The following is an 18,044-nucleotide window of genomic DNA, read 5'->3' as shown; positions in this document are numbered from 1 at the left end:
GCCGTCGGTATCAGCAAAAAGAGCGCCCCCAGCAGGAGCGCTCTGCATTGTTTACAGCTGATCGGCACAGCTGACCTTGTTGCCATCCAGATCGGTACAAGATACAAAGACTTTGTCAAAGGTCGAACCGGACACCGGTGTAATCCGGGTTGACCAGTCATAACCCACCCCCTTGGCATAGATGGCGGTGCGGCTGTCTTGATCTTCCTGCATCCAGCCGATGTACTTGAGCGCACCGCGATCGCTTTGGGCAAGGGCCTTAAACTCGTCGCTCGAGATCAGGCACATAGGTTCTCCCATTGCCTTGGACAGTTCGGCATCCCGCATACCCACAGCACAGTTGCCAGATACCTTGATGGTTAAATCGCTACGATCCAACATCTCGTCAAAGAATGGGATGACGTTGATGTTGAACTTGACGCCCACCTCTTTGGGCTCCCAGCCCATACCGGTATTGACATACTTGGTCTCGACGCTTTCCCACTGGATAGTGGGCAAAGTACCTGCAAAGTGGTTCGCCAGCTCCTTGAGGGTCGCAGCATTGGCCTCGATCTCATCCTGGGTCAACGACTCGTCCAGCTTGTTCTGATCGATAGTCAGTGCGATGCTCACCGCATCCTTCACCTGTGACTTGGCCTTGGCCAACCGCGCTTTGGCATCGTCGGTCAGACGGAAGAAATCGGCGTGCGCCACCAGCGCATCCGGCTCGATATCCTGCTGGATGAACTGGGTCTCGAAGGTGCTGCTGCTCTCTGCATAGGTGGTGCTCGGCTGCATGCCCCAGGAGTCCTTGATGTGCATGCGTGGCAAGGTCACCTCTTCTTGCTGGGTTGCATACGCATTATCCGGGCCGTATTGGTAGGATGCGGCAATATTGAGTGCCGATGCCATCGCCATCGCTGAGGCGCGTAGGGCCTTGGCGCTGTCGAAATTGAGGGTAATCGCATCGTTGTCACCATAGATTGCGCTGTAACCCGGGTCCTGGATATCGGCCAGGGTGGCGGCGACCTTGTCCATACTATCGGCATAGGCCCCCATCAGCTTGGCTACGTCACGGGTATATCCTTTGCCACCCTTGAGACTAAAGGCCATGGAGGCGGAGTATGGTGTGTGGATAATGACATCGATCACTTTAGCCAGGTTGGTGCTGTAATTAACGCCCATCTCAGAAGAGGTAAAGCCTAAGCGGTCTGCAACAACAGGGTCGTTGGTTACTTCGAGCATGGCCAGCATGGCCAGCACGATCTGGCGATCGGTTTTGCCAGTGTCTGTGGTCTCGGCCTGCAGCGTGCTCTTGTACTCCTTGAGCTTATCTTCCACATGCAGGGTTTTCAGATCGGTCAGCGTCAGCAGATCGGTGAGTACCTTGTTGACTGCAACTGATTGACCATTAATCACTGCCAGCGAGGCATTCATATGTGCTTCGGCAGCTTTGGTATCAACCACTTTTTTGTCGAGCTGTGCCTGTTTCAGGGCTTCATTCAGGCTGGTATTAAAAGCGTCATCGCTTTCAAAACGGATGGTATTGCCCAGCTTGGCGATGGCATCAGGCTTCAGGGTGATACCGTTCGCAGGATCGTTGTCGTCATCCATGGTTTGCAGCAGGGCGGCGATACGAATGGCGCGATCTTTGTCACCCTTCTCGGCGATGGTATATGGGGTTACCAGGGTCTGACCTTTTTTAACCTGGGTTTCCCCAAGCGGGATTGAGCCCAGTTTGAAGGCACAGGTGTCACCGTCATTAAAGAGGAACTGGCCTTGCTGATTAGTGAGCGCGGTGTAGTTACCGCATGTGTAGTTCAAACCGGCTACTGCACTATCAATAAAGGTGGCAGTCAACGCAGGTTTGGTGGTGTTTCCACCATTGCCACTGTTATTGCCATTATCTGTGCTGGCACCATCGCCACCACCGCCACAACCTGCCAGCGCCAAGCTGGATAACGCCGTCACAACCGATAAAGCCAGAATATTTTTTTTCATTTTTATTTTCCTGAAACAACGATGCATATGTCACCGGCACCTGGCTGAGGAAGTCAGAATGGGTGGCATGAATTGATGCAAAAGAAGCCCAATTGATGTTTTTGTTAGTTTCATTTGAGGTCTATGCGGCGGGCATCATACAGGGGCTCATATGGTTTTCAACTTGATCTGGATCTCGAGTTCATATGAATTGTGAGCTTGCTCAACAAAGTGGATGCGGGGGCTCATGGTTGGTTAGGGTATGTTGACTGGAGAGTATTAGAGAGAGGGTCTATGAGCTTTGATCGTATCCAGCTGTAGCCAACTCTTGCTCGCGCGGTTTGTGGGGATTTTGCGAGCCGGATCACGGGCTTGCCGGGGGGCTGGATGAATAACAGGGGAAAACGGTTTACAGTAACTTGCTGAACAATAAGAGAAATGTCGTTTGGGTCTTTTGGTTTTTAGCATAAAAAACTGAAAAGCAGCTAAAAAACAACTGCTTATAAGGTTATTTGCTTAGAATTCAAACCGTTAACGCAAACGTTTTTCCCTTATCATTTGCTTGACCCGCATCGGGGCTGACTTAGAGTAAGCCTGCGTGCTAGATAGCCTGCTCTGACAGGCAAGCAAGTTCCCTCACTTAATAACAATCAAGGATACGATCGTGACTAAAGTGCTCAAGCTGGCCACTGTGGCCTCCCTCACTCTCGCTGCTCTCTCTGCTCAGGCTGCTTCCGAGCCAGCCGTCATTTATGACACCGCGGGCAAGTATGACAAATCATTCAACGAAGCCGTGTTCCGTAACGGCGTCGAGCTCTACAACAAGGACAAGGGCGTCAAGGTCAAAGAGTTTGAACCCCAGAACGAAGCCCAGCGCGAGCAGGGTCTGCGTCGTCTGGCCAGCCGTGGCAACGGCCCGATCGTGGCGGTCGGTTTCAACATGGGTTCTGCCGTTGAGAAAGTAGCGACCGAATTCCCGAAAACCCAGTTCACCATCATCGACATGGTGGTCGACAAGCCGAACGTCCAGTCCGTCATCTTCAAGGAGCATGAAGGTTCCTTCCTGGTGGGCGCGCTGGCTGCCATCGCTTCCAAGAGCGGCAAGGTCGGCTTCGTGGGCGGCATGGATATCCCGCTGATCCGCAAATTCCAGTGCGGTTACGAGCAGGGTGCCAAGTTCGTCAATCCGAAGATCGAAGTGTTCCAGAACATGGCGGGCTCTACCCCGGCCGCGTTTGCTGACCCGGCCAAAGGTGCCGAGCTGGCCAAGTCCCAGTTCGCCAAGGGCGCTGACGTGGTTTACGCCGCAGCTGGCGGTACCGGTATCGGTGTCTATCAGGCAGCCAAGGACAGCGGCAAGTTCGCCATCGGGGTGGACTCCAACCAGAACCACCTGCAACCGGGCACTATGCTGACCTCCATGGTCAAGTCTGTGGGTCTGGCCGCTTACCAGACCTGGGATGACGCTGCCAAAGGCGAGTGGAAGCCGGGTATCAAGAACCTAGGTCTGGCAGAAGGCGGTGTGGATTGGGCTCTCGACAAGGACAACGAGAAGCTGATCACCCCGGAAATGAAAGCCAAGGTGGATGCCATCAAGGCTGAAATCATCGCTGGCAAGGTCAAGGTTCATGACTATATGAGCGATAACACCTGCAAATACTAATTAGATAGTTGCTACGACTCTCAACGCACCACCGGCCCGCACGGGCCGGTTTTTAGTCTTATTTCATGAAACGCAGGGCTGCATCATGGACCAGACAGATCGCTATGCCATCGAATTAAGAGGTATCGATAAGCGGTTCGGCGAAGTGTACGCCAACAAGCTGATCGACCTTAAGGTTCGCAAAGGCAGTATCCACGGCATTGTCGGCGAAAATGGCGCCGGTAAGTCCACCCTGATGAGCATCATTTATGGTTTCTACCATGCCGACAAAGGCGAGATGCTGATCGACGGGAATCCTTTCAAACCCCATGGCTCACAAGATGCGATTGCCGCAGGCGTGGGCATGGTTCACCAGCACTTCATGCTGGTCAATAACTTCACCGTATTGGAAAACGTCATCCTCGGCGCTGAGAACGGCTGGCACCTTCAGCAGAGCGTGGCGTCAGCCGAAAAGTTGCTGGGCGAACTGGCGCGGGATTATGGCCTAGACGTGCCGCTGCACGAAAAGGTCGAAGATCTGCCGGTGGGTTTGCAACAGCGGGTCGAAATTCTCAAGGCGCTCTATCGCGGCGCCCGCATCCTGATCCTCGACGAGCCGACCGGGGTACTGACCCCGCAAGAGGCGGATCACCTTTTCGAGGTGCTGAAAAAGCTGCGGGATCAGGGGGCAACCATCATCCTTATCACCCACAAGCTGCGGGAGATCCTGGCCATCACCGATCAGGTTTCCATCATGCGCCGTGGCGAGATGGTGGCACACGTCGCCACCAAGGATACCGACAAGGAGCAGCTGGCCGAGCTGATGGTGGGCCGCAAGGTACGCCTCAAGGTCGACAAGGGGCCAACCCAGCCCGGTGAAGCCAAGCTGAAGATCGAAGGGCTCAGCTACTTCGACGCCAGCAAGGTGGAGCGGGTCAAATCGGTCAGCTTCGAGGTGCGGGCCGGTGAAGTGGTCGGCATCGCCGGGGTCTCCGGCAACGGTCAGTCCGAACTGCTCAGTCTGCTTGGCGGTATTCTCAAGCCGAGCAAGGGTGGCTTCACCATCAGCAGCCGCAGCGGCGTGCACAAGGTGAGCGCGGAGCACCCGGCCGATCCCGAGCGGGTGCGCAACTACGGCCTCGGCCATGTGCCGGAAGATCGCCACAAGATGGGGCTGATCAACCGCTTCGAGGCGAAAGAGGCCTTTATTCTCGGTTATCACCGCCGCCCGCAATACAACAAGGGGTGGCTGCAGAACAAGGAGGCGATCCAGCAGGATTGTCAGGCCAAGATGGAGAAGTGGGACGTGCGCCCGCCCCATCCCGATCACAAGACCGCCAACTTCTCCGGTGGCAACCAGCAGAAGCTGGTAATCGCCCGTGAAGTGGAGCAGGACCCGGATGTGCTGTTGATCGGCCAGCCGACCCGCGGGGTCGACATCGGTGCCATCGAGTATATCCACCAGCAGATCATCGCCATGCGCGATAAGGGCAAGGCCGTCTTGCTGGTCTCGGTGGAGCTGGACGAGATCATGAGCCTCGCAGACCGGATTCTGGTCATTGCCGATGGTCGCATCGTCGGCGAGCTGGATGGTGCCAAGGCGGATGAGCGCACCATTGGTCTGATGATGGCGAATATAGTGCCGGACGAAGTTGCCAAGGAGGCCCACTGATGAGCCAAGTACGTATTCCTGCCTGGGTCTCCGTAGGCGTCTTGTCTGCGGTCAACATCCTGCTGGCCTTCCTGGTGTCGGCCATTCTGTTCTACTACCTCGACATCAACCCGGTCGATGCCGCCAAGATCATGTGGTACGGCGCGTTCGGCACCGGTGAAGGGGTCGGCTTCACCCTCTACTACGCAACCGGCTTTATCTTTACCGGTCTGTCGGTGGCGGTCGCCTTCCACGCCGGTCTGTTCAACATCGGTGGTGAAGGTCAGGCCTATATCGGCGGTCTCGGTGTCGGTCTGGTCTGTCTGATGCTCGGCGATGTGCTGCCGTTTGCCCTGCTGTTGCCGCTCTCCATCATTGCCGGTGGTCTGTTCGGTGCTGCCTGGGCCTTTATTCCGGCCTGGCTGCAAGCCAAGCGCGGCAGCCATATCGTGATCACCACCATCATGTTCAACTTCATCGCCGCCTCGCTGATGGCCTATCTGCTGGTGGAGGTGTTCAAGCCGCCCGGCTCGATGGCGACCGAGAGCAAGGTGTTTGCCGAAGCAAGCTGGCTGCCCAAGATGAGCGGGCTGGCGAACCTGTTCGGGATGGAGATCCCCAACAGCCCGCTCAATATCAGCTTCTTTTGGGCGCTGATCTGTGCGGCGCTGGTGTGGGTCTTTATCTGGCACACCCGCTGGGGCTACGAGATCCGTTCGGTCGGCGCCAGCCAGAGCGCCTCCGCCTACGCCGGTATCTCCTATCCCAAGGTGGTGATCCTGGCCATGGTCATCTCCGGCATGCTGTCGGGCTTCTTCGCCCTCAACGTGCTGCAGGGTGAACTGCACCAGATCAAGCTCAACTTCGTGGAAGGGTTCGGCTTCACCGGTATCGCGGTGGCGCTGATGGGGCGCAACCATCCGGTCGGCGTCATCATCGCCAGCCTGCTGTTCGGTTTCCTCTATCAGGGGGGCGCCGAGCTCAGCTTCGAGTTCGGTGTCGACCGCAACATCGTGGTGGTGTTGCAGGGTCTGGTGATCCTGTTCTGTGGCGCCCTTGAGCACATGATGCGTCCGCGCATCGAGCAGCTCTATCTGGCGTTTGCCAACCGCTCAGCCGCGCAAGCTAAAGGAGTCTGATCATGTTTGAAATTCTGATCCTGATGCTGGATGCGACCATTCGTACCGCACCGCCTCTCATTTTGGCGGCCATGGCGGGTATGTTTTGCGAGCGCTCCGGGGTGGTCAACATCGCGCTGGAAGGCAAACTGCTGGCGGCGGCGTTCGCCAGCGGTGCGGCGGCAGCGGTCTCCGGTTCTGCCTGGATAGGTCTGGGTGCCGGGGTGGGTGTCTCCATCCTGTTTGCCCTGATGCACGGCTTTGCCACCATCACCCATCGCGGTGATCAGGTGGTGAGCGGCATGGCCATCAACATTCTTGCGGCCGGTCTGACCGTCACCCTGGGCCGTTACTGGTTCGATCAGGGGGGCCAGACTCCGGCGCTCTCCGGTGATGCCCGTTTCGCCCCCATCGATCTGCCCTATGCCAAGGAGCTGTGGGATGTGCCGGTGATCGGCCAGCTCTACAGCGAGCTGCTGAGCGGCCACTCCCTGCTGGAGTACGTGGCATTTGCCTGTGTGCCGCTGGCCTGGTGGGTGATGTTCCGTACCCGCTTCGGTCTGCGTCTGCGGGCGGTGGGTGAGGCGCCCGCAGCGGTCGATACCGCCGGTATCTCTGTGGTGCGGATGCGCTACACCGCGCTCCTCATCGGCGGCCTGCTGGCCGGTATCGGTGGCACCTATCTGGCGGTCGCCCAGACGGCCCAGTTCATCCCCAACATGAGTGCGGGCAAGGGCTTTATGGCGCTGGCGGCGCTGGTGTTCGGCAAGTGGCGCCCCTGGAATGCCATGGCAGCCTGTCTGCTGTTCGGTTTCCTCGATGCAGTCGCCATCCGCCTGCAAGGGGTCAGCATCGGTGGCTTCGCCATTCCGGTGCAGGCCATCGAGGCTCTGCCCTACATTCTGACTGTGTTCCTGCTGGCCGGTTTTATCGGCCGTGCGGTGGCACCCAAGGCGCTCGGCACCCCCTATGTGAAGGAGCGGGAGTAGCGCCCTCTATCGCGATATTCCCACCCACGCAAATAACAGCAGGCCCACTTCGGTGGGCCTGTTTTTTATGGGCGGAATGGGGCAGACCTGCCGGGATCTGGATGGTGTGATGAAGGGAGGCGATGGCGTGAAGGGATAAAGGGGCTGCGCGAGTTGCTGCAGGTCGTGGTTGGCGTACAGGCGCTGACCCCTCCGCCAGCACCACCAAAAACCCCCTCGTATCAGGAGGGGGTTGCAGAGGTTATTGCCGGATTAACCCTGAGGATCAGGGGGCCAGCACCAGCTTGTAGACGCCAAAGCCGGGGTGTTTGGCATCGGTGGGCGGCAGGGTCTCCACATAGTTCAGCTTGCCGCCGGTCAGGGCTTGCGCCTCGCTGCGTGGCGAGCTGTAGATGCGCAGATCCAGATTGGCGGGCAGGGGGGCCAGCTGCCAGTTGTTGTCTGCCGGGGGCTCGAAACCGGCCGGATTCTTCTCTGCCAGATCCTTGAGGTATTCGGAGAGCACTTCGCGGGTTTCGAACTGATCTTCATGGACGATCACCTTGGCGTTGATGCCCGGGAAGTTGCCACCACCGCTGGCGCGGTAGTTGTTGGTCACCACGTAGAACATCTGGGCCGGGTCGATCGCCTTGCCCTGATAGGTGAGGTTGGTGATGCGGTAGCTGTCGCTCACCTTGTTGCCATCCACATCGTAACGGGCAGGTTTGGTCACATCGACCTGATAGTTCACCCCGTCGATCACGTCGAAGTTGTAGGTGCGGTACTTCTCGTTCACCAGCCACTGGGTGGCGGTGCTGGCGGCATCGATCTTGTTGAACTGGACGGCGCTCTTCTCCAGCCACTCCTGTACGGTCGCGCCATTGATGGCGACCACCTGCAGGGTATTGGGGTAGACATAGAGGTCGGCCACGTTGCGCAGGGAGATATCGCCAGCCGGTACATAGGTGAAGTCGGTCGGGCCGTTGCGACCGCCACGGAATGGCGCGGCGGCGGAGAGGATGGGCCATTTCTCCTTGAGCTGACCATCCTGTTGCAGCTTCTTGGCGTGCCACAGTTGGGCGTCGCTGACGATCTGGATGGAGGGGTCATCCTGCACCAGCGCGAAGAAGCTGTGGATCGGCTTGGTGATCTTGCTGAGGGGCTCGTCCAGCCACTGGTTGGCCTGCTCGTGCTCGGCAATGACCTGATCGACCACTGCCTGATCTTCGGTGCTGGTGGCGCTGCTGTCGATTTTGCGCAGCTGGGACTGGCTGGAGGCCACTTCCCAGCGACCCTCTTTCCAGGTCATGTGCAGGTCGATGATGCCGAGGTGGTTACCCCAGACGCCCGGCATCACGGTCGGTACGCCCGCCAGGGTGCCTTTCTCGTTGTCCACGTCGGTCATGTTGGGGTAGTCACCCGGGAAGGTGCGGTGGGCGTGACCCAGCAGCAGGGCATCGACCCCTTTTACCTTGGCCAGCGGCAGAGCGGCGTTCTCCATCATGGGTTCGCGCGGGTCACCTATGATGCCGGTGTGGGCCACGACCACGACGATGTCAGCGCCCTTGGCGCGGATTTCGGGTACATAGTGTTCGGCGGTCTCGACCATATCGGCCACCACCACCTTGCCTTCCAGATTGCGCTTGTCCCACTGGGTGATCTGGGGCGGAGTCAGGCCCAGCACACCGACCTTGATGGTCTGGGTATTGCCGTTGGCATCCTTCACCTGACGATCCAGCACCACATAGGGTTTGAACTTCTGCTTGCTCCAGTCGATGGTGCCCTTGCCATCACGGCTGAAGGCATCGGCCTGGAAGACGTTGGCGTTGATGTAGGGGTAGTTGGCCCCTTTCAGGGTCTCTGAGAGGAAGTCGAGACCGAAGTTGAATTCGTGGTTGCCCAGGTTGCCGACATCATAGCTCATGGTGTTGAGCGCCTTGATGGCGGGGTGGGTCTGCTTGCTCAGCCACTGCTGTTTGACCTGCTGGTCGTGGATATAGTCGGCCAGCGGGGTGCCCTGGATCAGGTCGCCGTTGTCGATCAGCAAGTTGTTGGCGTTCTCTTCGCGGGCTTTGCGGATCAGCACAGCGGTGCGGGCGAAGCCCAGCGAGGCATCCGGCTTGTTCTGGTAGTAGTCGTAGCTCAGCAGGTTGGAGTGGATATCAGAGGTTTCGATCAGCCGCAGGGTGAGATCACCGGGGGCCTGAGAGTTGTTGTCATCACAGCCGGACAGCAAAAAGATAACTGCCACCGCGCTCAGTTTGAGGGTGGTTTTCATTGTTGGATTCTCTTGTTATGGGTATGCCAGCGTGGTGCATTCTATCGACAGCAAAAGAATCCGATTGTGAGCAGGCTGGCAATTCGGGCTAATTACCCTCCTGTTAATAGAGTTATGACTCTGATTTTAATCTCTTTTTTCTCTTCCTTCAGGGTCGCCACCCTCGCTGCTTTTCCGCAGTGAGTCACCCTGTCGTGACCGTTGTGCGGTCGGGGCAAGCTGCGCGGCCTGCCGCTTCTGCGAGGCTGTAATGGTTGGTTACAGATCTCCATTCGACTGATAGATGACCTTTCCCTTAAATTCAGCGGCGATTGATTGCATCTAAAAAATTACAAAGCGACAGCAAGGAATAAAACCTCATGAAAATGCACAACAGAGCGCTGCTGGCCATCGCCTGCGCCGCGGCCCTGTCTGCCTGTGACAGCGAAAAAGCTGCCAACAGCATTGCCAAGCGGGTGCCGCTGGCTCTGCCGGAGGCGGGTCTATACCAAGCGAATCTGATGAGCCGCGACGGCGACAAGGCGACGCCGCGCATGATCAAGGATCTGGATGGTCTGGCGCTGGTCTACCCGAAGGGTGAAACCCTGCAGCACTGGGGTGTCTGGGTGGATCATCAGGTGGGCAAGGTCGAGACCAACAGCCAGTGGCTGGGTCAGGCTGACCAGAAAGCCGACAAAGACGGGATCTACCCGGTGCAGTTGATCCGCAACAGCGAACGGCTCGGCACCAGCACGGCGCTCAGCTCGGTGACCAACGACCACAACCTCATCACCTTCCAGGATCAGCCGGTCATCGATCTGCAGGGCAAGGAGATCAAGCGCTGGGTTTTTGATTTCACCCGGACCGGCACCAAGTTCTCCGACAACTCCCCCATCTATTCCGGTTTCAGCGGTCATGTGGCGGTGACGGCCCTGACCACCAAAGCGGTGACCACGGCCAGCTGGAGTGCCACGGGCAGCGATGGCTTCAGCAGCGACATTGTGGGCAAGGTGGATACCACCAACAACGGTGGCAAGCTGACGGTGGCGATCGAGTTTCCGGCGGCAGGTTGTACGCTGGTGGGCGAGGGGAGTGCCACTGCCGGGTTGAGCAAGCTGACCATGACCGGGTTTGGCAAGTGCAACTTCAAGCAATCCGCTGCCGCCACGCCGATCGAAAACCTCTGGAATGCCGCTCTGGCCCGGGCGATGGATAACCGCGTCGCCTATGTCACCACCTATACCACGGATGCCAAAAAAGAGGCGCTGGTCATCGGCTTCCCCGACACCAATGGCTTGCTGATCACCGCTGACAAGCGATAAGCAGCTAACGGCAGGGGTGGGCAAACGTGCCTGAAACAACAAGGGAGCCAGTGGCTCCCTTGTTGTTTTCAACGCACGGTTTACAGCAGGAAGAGTGTCGCCAGCCCGAGGAAGATAAAGAAGCCGCCGGTGTCGGTGATGGCGGTGATCATCACGCTGGCACCGACTGCCGGGTCGCGGCCGAGGCGGGTCATGGTCATGGGGATAATCACCCCCATCAGGGCGGCCACCAGCAGGTTGAGCATCATGGCCAGGGTCATCACGGCGCCGAGCGCCGCATCCTGATAGAGCAGGTAGGTGGCAATGCCCATGGTGCCGCCCCACACCAGCCCGTTGATAAAGGCGACGCCGAGTTCCCGCAGCAGCAGGAAGGAGAGGTTGCCCGCCTGAATGTGCTGCAATGCCAGCGCCCGCACTATCATGGTGATGGTCTGGTTGCCGGTGTTGCCGCCGATCCCGGCGACGATGGGCATCAGGGCCGCCAGCGCCACCAGCTGGGAGATGGTGTGCTCGAACAGGCCGATCACCCGCGAGGCGACAAAGGCGGTGCAGAGGTTGATGGCGAGCCAGGCCCAGCGGGTCTTGACCGCCTTGGAGACAGGGGCGAACACGTCTTCATCCTCGCTGATACCCCCCATCCGGCGCAGGTCGGTGTCGCTCTCCTCATAGACCAGATCCACCACCTCTTCGACGGTGAGGCGGCCCATCAGCTTGCCCTTGCCATCCACCACGGCGGCGGAGAGCAGGTCATCCCGTTCGAAGGTGCGGGCCGCCGCTTCGTCGTTATCCTCCGGATCGAAGGTGACCGGATCCCGCTCCATCACGTCGCTCACCAGGGTGGCGGGCTTGTGCAGCAGTACAGTGGTGAGGGCCAGCTCCCCCAGCAGGTGGTTGCGCCGATCGATGACGAACAGCTTGTCGGTGTTGGCGGGGATCTTGCCGCGCAAGCGCAGATAGCGCTGCACCGTGGCCAGACTCACCTCGGGGCGGATGGTGATGATCTCGAAGTCCATCATGGCGCCGACGGTGTGCTTGCCGTAGCGGATCACCTCCCGCACCCGATCCCGGTCGGCGGGGGCCATGTAGGTGAGCAGCCGCCCCATCAGGTTGCGCGGCAGGTACTGGCCCAGATAGATCTGGTCGTCGATATCCAGGGTGCGCAGGGCGTGCAGCAGCTCCTTGTCACTCATCCCGCTGATCAGGCTGTCCCACACCGTCTCCGACGCTTCTACCAGGATCTGGCCGCGCTTCTCCTCCTCCACCAGTGCCCATAGGGCATGACGTTCATCGGGCGGCAGCGACTCCAGCGCGTCGGCGACGTCGGCGGCGGGCAACCCGTTGACCAGTGTGGTGAGTTCGCTGGTCTGATCGCGCTGCTCGGCATCCTGCACCACCTGCGGATCGAGCAGGCTGTCGGTGAGTGCATCATCGCGCAGCAGTAGGGTGAGAATGCGGGATCTGTCATCCGCGCGCTGCCGGGCGCTGTTCTTGATGGGAAGAGACATGGGATGAATTCCTGAGATGGTAGCCAAGGGCTCAATGCCCATAGGATACCAGACTTAAAACAACAGGTTATGACCGTGATAGGAGAAGAGGGAGGTAAAAGTGAGGCCACCTGCTGGTGGCCTCATGGTGAGTTGCCGAGAATCCCTCAGGCGAGGGCTCGCTGGCGCTGCGGTGCCTCGCCAAACCAGGCGAGCCGGTCGGCCAGCGTCACTACTGAGCCCACCATAATCAGCGCCGGACTCTCGACCCCCACCGCCAGCGCGGGCAACTGATCGAGGGTACCGCGAATGACCCGCTGGTTTGGCTGGGTGCCGCGCTCGATCAGCGCCACCGGGGTGTGGCCCGCCTTGCCGTGGGCCAGCAGCTCTTCACGGATGGTGGCGCAGGATGAGAGCCCCATGTAGAACACCAGCGTCTGTTTGTCCTTGGCGAGCAGCGGCCAGTCGAGATCCCGGGCGCCCCCCTTGCCGTGGGCGGTGACGAAGCGCACGCTCTGGGCGTGGTCGCGATGGGTCAGCGGAATGCCGGCGTAGGCGGCGCAGCCGCTGGCCGCGGTGATCCCCGGCACCACCTGAAAGCCGATGCCAGTGCCGACTAGCGTCTCCAGCTCCTCGCCGCCACGGCCGAAGATAAAGGGGTCGCCCCCCTTCAGCCGCACCACCCGTTGCCCCTTTTTCGCCTCCTCCAGCAAGAGCTGGTTGATCCCCTCCTGCGGCACGCAGTGGTTGCCCGCCTGCTTGCCGACGAAGATGCGTTTGGCATCCCGGCGCACCAGCGCCATCACCTCGTCGGAGACCAGCCGGTCATAGACCACCACGTCGGCCTGCTGCATCTGGCGCAGGGCGTGCAGGGTGAGCAGACCCGGATCGCCGGGGCCAGCCCCCACCAGCACCACTTCGCCTCCGGTCTGGCTTTCGTCGGCAAACAGGTTGTCGGCCAGCTGGTTGGCAGAGGCGTGATCCCCCCGCGCCAGCGCCTGACCGAGCCGGTCCGCCCCGAGTAGCCGCTCCCAGAAGCGGCGCCGCTCGCCCATGCTGGCAAAGCGGGCCTTGACCCGATCCCGCAGGCTGCCGGCAAAGGCCGCCACGGCCCCCAGATGTTGCGGCAGCAGCGCTTCCAGTTTTTCCCGCAGCAGACGGGCCAGCACCGGCGCCTTGCCACCGGAGGAGATGGCCACCATCAGCGGCGAGCGGTCGATGATCGACGGCATGATGAAGCTGGAGCGTTTCGGGTCATCCACCACGTTGGCAAAGATCCGCGCCCGGTTGGCGCTCTGGTAGACCAGCGCATTCACCTCGCGCCGATCGGTGGCGGCCACCACCAGCCACTTGCCCGCCAGTTGCTGCGGTGCAAATTCACCGGCCAGCCACTCGATGTTGCCATTGGCAGCCAGTTCCGCCAGCTCGGGGTCGAGCTCGGGCGACACCACTGTGAGGTGGGCACCGGCATCCAGCAGCAGGCGCGCCTTGCGTTCCGCTACCTCGCCGCCGCCGACCAGCAGCACGGGTTTGTTGTCGAGTCGGCAAAAGATGGGCAAGTAGTCCATGGGGCCTCCGGATCAGGCGGTTCGGGTCTGGTTGGCGGTGCTGGTGGTCTCGCTCACTGCAACCGGGCGCTCAGCCTTGGGGGTGGCATACCAGTAGCCGAGGCCCATAAAGAGGACGCCGGAGACGGTGTTGCCCAGCGTCACCCACAGCAGGTTGTGGCCGATGCCGCCCAGGGTGTAGGCCTCGGAGTGGGCGCCAAACCAGGAGAGAGCGAACAGGGTCATGTTGGCGATGGAGTGCTCGTAGCCGGAGGCGATAAAGGCAAGCAGGCACCACCAGATGGCGATGAAGCGGGCGGCCCCTTCGGTGCGCAGCGCCATCCAGATGGCGAGGCAGACCAGCCAGTTGCAGAGGATCCCTTTCATAAACAGGGTCAGGGCCGGTGCCTGGGTTTTGGCCAGTGCCACCTTGTGGGCCAGACTGCCCGCATCCGGCAGCAGGCTGCCGCCGTAGGAGTAGATCAGCGCCACCACGATGGCGCCAATCAGGTTGCCCGCCCAGGTCTGCGGCAGGATGCGCAGCAGGTCGGCCATGGTGATCTTGCCCGTCTTCACCCCGAAGGTGAGGAACATGGTGTGGCCGGTAAACAGCTCGGAGCCGGCGATGATCACCAGCGTCAGGGCGATGCCGAAGGTGGCCCCCATCACCAGCGGTCGGATGCTCGGATCCACCAGATTGCCGAGGGTGAAGATGAGGATGATGCCGAGGCCCACATAGGCCCCCGCCATGGCGGAGCTGAGCCAGAAGCCGAGCTTGTCGCTGCGCTCGAAGCGGTTGATGCGGGCCGCGTTGGCGGCGCACTTGTTGATGGTTTCCGTGTACATCTTGTGAGTCCTTGAAAGGGCTGCCCACAGGCAGCCCGAAAGAGAGTGAATTTGGTTTTAGACGGCGACCCAGACCTGCTGGTCGCGCACTTCAACGGGGTAGCTCTGCACCGACATGGCCGGGTTGTCGAAACAGTGGCCATCGCTCAGGCGAAAGCGCTGCTTCTTGAGCGGGCTCGCCACCCAGAGCTCGCCGTCGTGTTCGCAGATCAGGCCCCGCGACAGCACGTTGGCGGCGAAGAAGGGATCCCGGTTGTCGATGGCGAACACCTCGGCGGCCGCGCTCGGGCGGAACAGGGCGATCTGGCGACCTTCAATGAGTGCGCAGACACCGGTTCCCGGCAGGATGTCGCTGAGTTGGCAGGCGAATTTCATGATTGAACCTCCACATCGAGCGAAACAGGCATATTCTGGCGACCTTCAATGAGGGCGCAGACACCGGTTCCCGGCAGGATGTCGTTGAGTTGGCAGGCTAATTTCATCATTTGGTTTCCACCTCGATCTGGTAGACGGGGATGCGCTCGGCCGGAGTCGCCGGTCGGTGCTGGTCGCGCTCGGCGACGAACTGGACGTCCGGATCGCGCTTGTCGCTGTTGATGAAGTGGCTGAAGCGCTTGAGCGCCTCCTCTTCGTTGAGGGTGCGCGACCATTCGCACTCGTAGCTGTCGATAAGGGTCTGGATATCGCGCTCGAGGGTCTCGGCCAGTCCCAGCTTGTCGTCGACGATCACCTCGCGCAGGTAGTCGACGCCCCCTTCCAGATTGCCGAGCCAGACCGAGGTGCGCTGCAGTTTGTCGGCGCTGGTGACGTAGAACATCATAAAGCGGTCGATCAGCTTGATGAGGGTCTCTCTATCAAGGTCAGACGCCAGCAGGTCGGCGTGGCGCGGCTTCATGCCGCCGTTGCCGCCCACATAGAGGTTCCAGCCAGCATCGGTGGCGATGATGCCGACGTCCTTGCCCTGCGCTTCCGCACATTCGCGGGTACAGCCGGAGACGCCGAACTTCATCTTGTGCGGGGTGCGAATCCCCTTGTAGCGGTTCTCGAGGAAGACCCCGAGGCCAACGCTGTCCTGCACGCCGAAGCGGCACCAGGTGCTGCCGACGCAGGTTTTGGCCATGCGCAGTGCCTTGGCGTAGGCCTGACCGGTCTCGAAACCCGCTGCCAGCAGCTTGCGCCAGATGGCGGGCAGATCATCCTTCTGGGCCCCGAACAGACCGATACGCTGGGCGCCGGTGATCTTGGTGTAGAGCTTGTAGTCGCGAGCCACTTCGGCCACCGCCAGCAGCCCTTCCGGGGTCACTTCGCCACCGGCCATGCGCGGGATGACGGAGTAGCTGCCGTCCTTCTGCATGTTGCCGAGGAAGATATCGTTGGTGTCCTGCAACGGGATGTTGCGCGGGCTCAGCACATGCTCGTTCCAGCAGGAGGCGAGGATGGAGCCGACGGTCGGTTTGCACACCTCGCAGCCATAGCCCTGACCGTGCTTGGCCAGCAGTTCGTCGAAGCTCTTGATCCCCTCCACCTTGACCAGATGGAACAGCTCCTGACGGGAGTGGGGGAAGTGGGCGCAGAGGTGGTTGTTGACCTCGATGCCCTGCTTCACCAGCTCGGCGTTGAGCACCTGACTGATGAGCGGCACGCAGCCGCCGCAGCCGGTACCGGCCTTGGTGTGCTGCTTGATGGCGGCCAGCGTGGTGTGACCCTCGGCGACGGCCTGGGCGATGTCGCCCTTGGAGACGTCGAAGCAGGAGCAGATCTGGGCGCTCTCCGGCAGGGCATCCACCCCCAGTGTCGGCTTGGCACCGGCGTAGGCGGGCAGGATCAGGGTATCCGGGTGGCTCGGTAGCGGCAGGGCGTTGAGCATCATCTGCAGCAGGTTGCCGTAATCCTCCACGTCACCCACCAGCACGGCGCCGAGCAATCGGCTGTTGTCTTCGCTCACCACGATCTTCTTGTAGACGCCGGCCTGATCGTCCTGGAACACATAGCTGTGGCTACCCGGGGTGCGGCCGTGGGCATCACCGATGGAGCCGACGGAGACGCCGAGCAGCTTGAGCTTGGCGCTCATGTCCGCCCCTTCGAAGCGGCTGTCGCCGCCGAGCAGATGGTCGACGGTGATCTGGGCCATCTTGTAGCCCGGCGCTACCAGCCCGAAGAAGCGGCCCTGCCAGGCGGCGCACTCGCCGATGGCGTAGATGTCGGGGTCGGAGGTGAGGCAGTGATCGTCGATGACGATGCCGCCGCGCTCGGCGATGGCGAGATCACCGTAACGGCCCAACGTATCTTGCGGACGAATGCCGGTGGAGAAGACCACCACGTCCACTTCCAGCTGGCTGCCGTCGGCGAAGGCGAGGCGGTGTTTCGCCTGTTCGCCGCCATGCATCAGGATCTCGCTGGTGCTCTTGCTTGTGTGTACCTGCACCCCCATGGATTCAATCTTGCGGCGCAGCAGCTGGCCACCCTGACCGTCGAGCTGCTCGGCCATCAGCACAGGGGCAAACTCCACCACGTGGGTCTCGAGACCCAGCGCCTTGAGGGCACCGGCGGCTTCGAGGCCAAGCAGACCGCCCCCGATCACCACCCCGCTCTTGCCGCTCTTGGCGGCGCTGCGGATGGCTTTCAGATCCTCGATGGTGCGATAGACGAAGCACTCGTGGTGCTGACTGCCCGCAATGGGCGGCACCCAGGGGTAGGAGCCGGTGGCCAGCACCAGCTTGTCGTACCCGACCACAGTGCCCTTGTTGGAGTGCACTTCGCGGTTGGCCCTGTCGATTTTTTTCACCGCTTCGCCGAGCAGCAGGCGGATACCGTGCTTGTCGTAGAAACCGGGTTTGACGAGGGAGAGATCTTCACTGGTGTGATGGGAGAAGTAGGAGGAGAGATGGACGCGATCGTAGGCGGGACGGGGTTCTGCACCGAAGACGGTGATCTCGTAGCGGCCCGGCTCGGCCCGCTCGATCAACTCTTCGATGAAGCGGTGCCCCACCATGCCGTTGCCCACAACGACCAGTCTGACTTTGCTCATGATTGCCTCTAGTTTGGAGTAATAAAACATCATTCTGGGGCTAGGCTACCCAGTCAGTCGGGGCGGGCAATTGATGCAAATCAAGTGTCTATTTATATATCTCGTCAGGGGTAATTCGATAAAATTCAAAGATATACAAAAATAGGTATACCAGTTGAGTGTTTTGCTGCTGGGTGCGAGTGGGACATAGAGAGAAGGGGGCTGGGGCTTAAAATGCAAAAC

General features: G+C 60.3%; 12 protein-coding genes and 1 pseudogene. 5 read left to right on the top strand and 8 right to left on the bottom strand.

From position 1 onward, the window contains the following. Positions 1–51 precede the first annotated feature (51 nt). Positions 52–2,007, bottom strand: a complete 1,956-nt coding sequence (locus tag AB5Y86_RS14715; RefSeq protein ID WP_368193187.1) for a hypothetical protein — start codon at positions 2,005–2,007, stop codon at positions 52–54. Positions 2,008–2,623: 616 nt separating this feature from the next. Here AB5Y86_RS14715 and AB5Y86_RS14710 point away from each other — a divergent pair. From AB5Y86_RS14710 to AB5Y86_RS14695, 4 genes are all read left to right on the top strand, one after another. Next, the gene (locus AB5Y86_RS14710) at positions 2,624–3,622 is read left to right on the top strand and encodes a BMP family protein (protein ID WP_005340803.1); all 999 of its coding nucleotides are present in this window, start codon (positions 2,624–2,626) and stop codon (positions 3,620–3,622) included. Positions 3,623–3,707: 85 nt separating this feature from the next. Beyond that, positions 3,708–5,273 (top strand): ABC transporter ATP-binding protein, encoded by a 1,566-nt coding sequence (locus AB5Y86_RS14705; RefSeq protein ID WP_368193185.1) that lies wholly within the window; start codon positions 3,708–3,710, stop codon positions 5,271–5,273. Next, the gene (locus AB5Y86_RS14700; protein ID WP_005357011.1) at positions 5,273–6,391 is read left to right on the top strand and encodes an ABC transporter permease; all 1,119 of its coding nucleotides are present in this window, start codon (positions 5,273–5,275) and stop codon (positions 6,389–6,391) included. The genes AB5Y86_RS14705 and AB5Y86_RS14700 overlap by 1 nt, the downstream gene beginning before the upstream one ends. Positions 6,392–6,393: 2 nt before the next feature. Continuing rightward, complete coding sequence (locus tag AB5Y86_RS14695; protein WP_021230728.1) at positions 6,394–7,359, top strand: ABC transporter permease; 966 nt, start codon at positions 6,394–6,396, stop codon at positions 7,357–7,359. Positions 7,360–7,624: 265 nt separating this feature from the next. Here the strand turns inward: AB5Y86_RS14695 and AB5Y86_RS14690 are convergent, their stop codons facing one another. Continuing rightward, a complete protein-coding gene (locus tag AB5Y86_RS14690) occupies positions 7,625–9,616 on the bottom strand; it encodes a bifunctional 2',3'-cyclic-nucleotide 2'-phosphodiesterase/3'-nucleotidase (RefSeq protein ID WP_108542528.1) in 1,992 nt (663 codons plus the stop codon). 359 nt (positions 9,617–9,975) lie between these two features. Between AB5Y86_RS14690 and AB5Y86_RS14685 the strand changes: the two genes are divergently transcribed. Beyond that, positions 9,976–10,917: a hypothetical protein gene (locus AB5Y86_RS14685; protein WP_201975305.1), complete on the top strand. Its 942-nt coding sequence runs from the start codon at positions 9,976–9,978 to the stop codon at positions 10,915–10,917. An 80-nt stretch (positions 10,918–10,997) separates the two neighbouring features. Here AB5Y86_RS14685 and mgtE read toward each other — a convergent pair whose 3' ends face one another. The 6 genes and pseudogenes from mgtE to nirB all read right to left on the bottom strand — a co-directional run bounded on the left by mgtE (position 10,998) and on the right by nirB (position 17,822). Further along, positions 10,998–12,422 (bottom strand): magnesium transporter, encoded by a 1,425-nt coding sequence (gene mgtE, locus AB5Y86_RS14680; protein ID WP_043821442.1) that lies wholly within the window; start codon positions 12,420–12,422, stop codon positions 10,998–11,000. Positions 12,423–12,568: 146 nt separating this feature from the next. Beyond that, on the bottom strand, positions 12,569–13,969 hold the full coding sequence (gene cysG, locus AB5Y86_RS14675) for a siroheme synthase CysG (RefSeq protein ID WP_368193184.1): 1,401 nt from the start codon (positions 13,967–13,969) through the stop codon (positions 12,569–12,571). Between the two features lie 12 nt (positions 13,970–13,981). After that, positions 13,982–14,794: a nitrite transporter NirC gene (gene nirC, locus AB5Y86_RS14670; RefSeq protein WP_368193183.1), complete on the bottom strand. Its 813-nt coding sequence runs from the start codon at positions 14,792–14,794 to the stop codon at positions 13,982–13,984. A gap of 57 nt (positions 14,795–14,851) precedes the next feature. Beyond that, a complete protein-coding gene (gene nirD, locus AB5Y86_RS14665; RefSeq protein ID WP_113069183.1) occupies positions 14,852–15,169 on the bottom strand; it encodes a nitrite reductase small subunit NirD in 318 nt (105 codons plus the stop codon). A gap of 35 nt (positions 15,170–15,204) precedes the next feature. Next, positions 15,205–15,276, bottom strand: a pseudogene (nirD, locus tag AB5Y86_RS14660) (nitrite reductase small subunit); the annotation flags it as partial. Further along, entirely contained in the window at positions 15,276–17,822 is a 2,547-nt protein-coding gene (gene nirB, locus AB5Y86_RS14655; RefSeq protein WP_368193182.1) for a nitrite reductase large subunit NirB, read from the bottom strand. The gene nirB and the pseudogene nirD (AB5Y86_RS14660), both read right to left, overlap by 1 nt. Positions 17,823–18,044 lie beyond the last annotated feature (222 nt).

The sequence above is a fragment of the Aeromonas sp. s8 genome, from assembly GCF_040907785.1.
In the GTDB taxonomy this organism is placed as follows: domain Bacteria; phylum Pseudomonadota; class Gammaproteobacteria; order Enterobacterales; family Aeromonadaceae; genus Aeromonas; species Aeromonas veronii.
Note: the sequence above shows the minus strand (reverse complement) of the source record. Positions and strands in the feature narration are given on the sequence as shown.

Excerpts from the sequence above, each read along its gene's own strand:
- AB5Y86_RS14715 (WP_368193187.1), bottom strand. The coding sequence starts at position 2,007 with ATGCATCGTTGTTTCAGGAAAATAAAAATGAAAAAAAATATTCTGGCT.
- AB5Y86_RS14705 (WP_368193185.1), top strand. The coding sequence starts at position 3,708 with ATGGACCAGACAGATCGCTATGCCATCGAATTAAGAGGTATCGATAAG.
- AB5Y86_RS14700 (WP_005357011.1), top strand. The coding sequence starts at position 5,273 with ATGAGCCAAGTACGTATTCCTGCCTGGGTCTCCGTAGGCGTCTTGTCT.
- AB5Y86_RS14695 (WP_021230728.1), top strand. The coding sequence starts at position 6,394 with ATGTTTGAAATTCTGATCCTGATGCTGGATGCGACCATTCGTACCGCA.
- AB5Y86_RS14690 (WP_108542528.1), bottom strand. The coding sequence starts at position 9,616 with ATGAAAACCACCCTCAAACTGAGCGCGGTGGCAGTTATCTTTTTGCTG.
- AB5Y86_RS14685 (WP_201975305.1), top strand. The coding sequence starts at position 9,976 with ATGAAAATGCACAACAGAGCGCTGCTGGCCATCGCCTGCGCCGCGGCC.
- mgtE (WP_043821442.1), bottom strand. The coding sequence starts at position 12,422 with ATGTCTCTTCCCATCAAGAACAGCGCCCGGCAGCGCGCGGATGACAGA.
- cysG (WP_368193184.1), bottom strand. The coding sequence starts at position 13,969 with ATGGACTACTTGCCCATCTTTTGCCGACTCGACAACAAACCCGTGCTG.
- nirC (WP_368193183.1), bottom strand. The coding sequence starts at position 14,794 with ATGTACACGGAAACCATCAACAAGTGCGCCGCCAACGCGGCCCGCATC.
- nirD (WP_113069183.1), bottom strand. The coding sequence starts at position 15,169 with ATGAAATTCGCCTGCCAACTCAGCGACATCCTGCCGGGAACCGGTGTC.
- nirB (WP_368193182.1), bottom strand. The coding sequence starts at position 17,822 with ATGAGCAAAGTCAGACTGGTCGTTGTGGGCAACGGCATGGTGGGGCAC.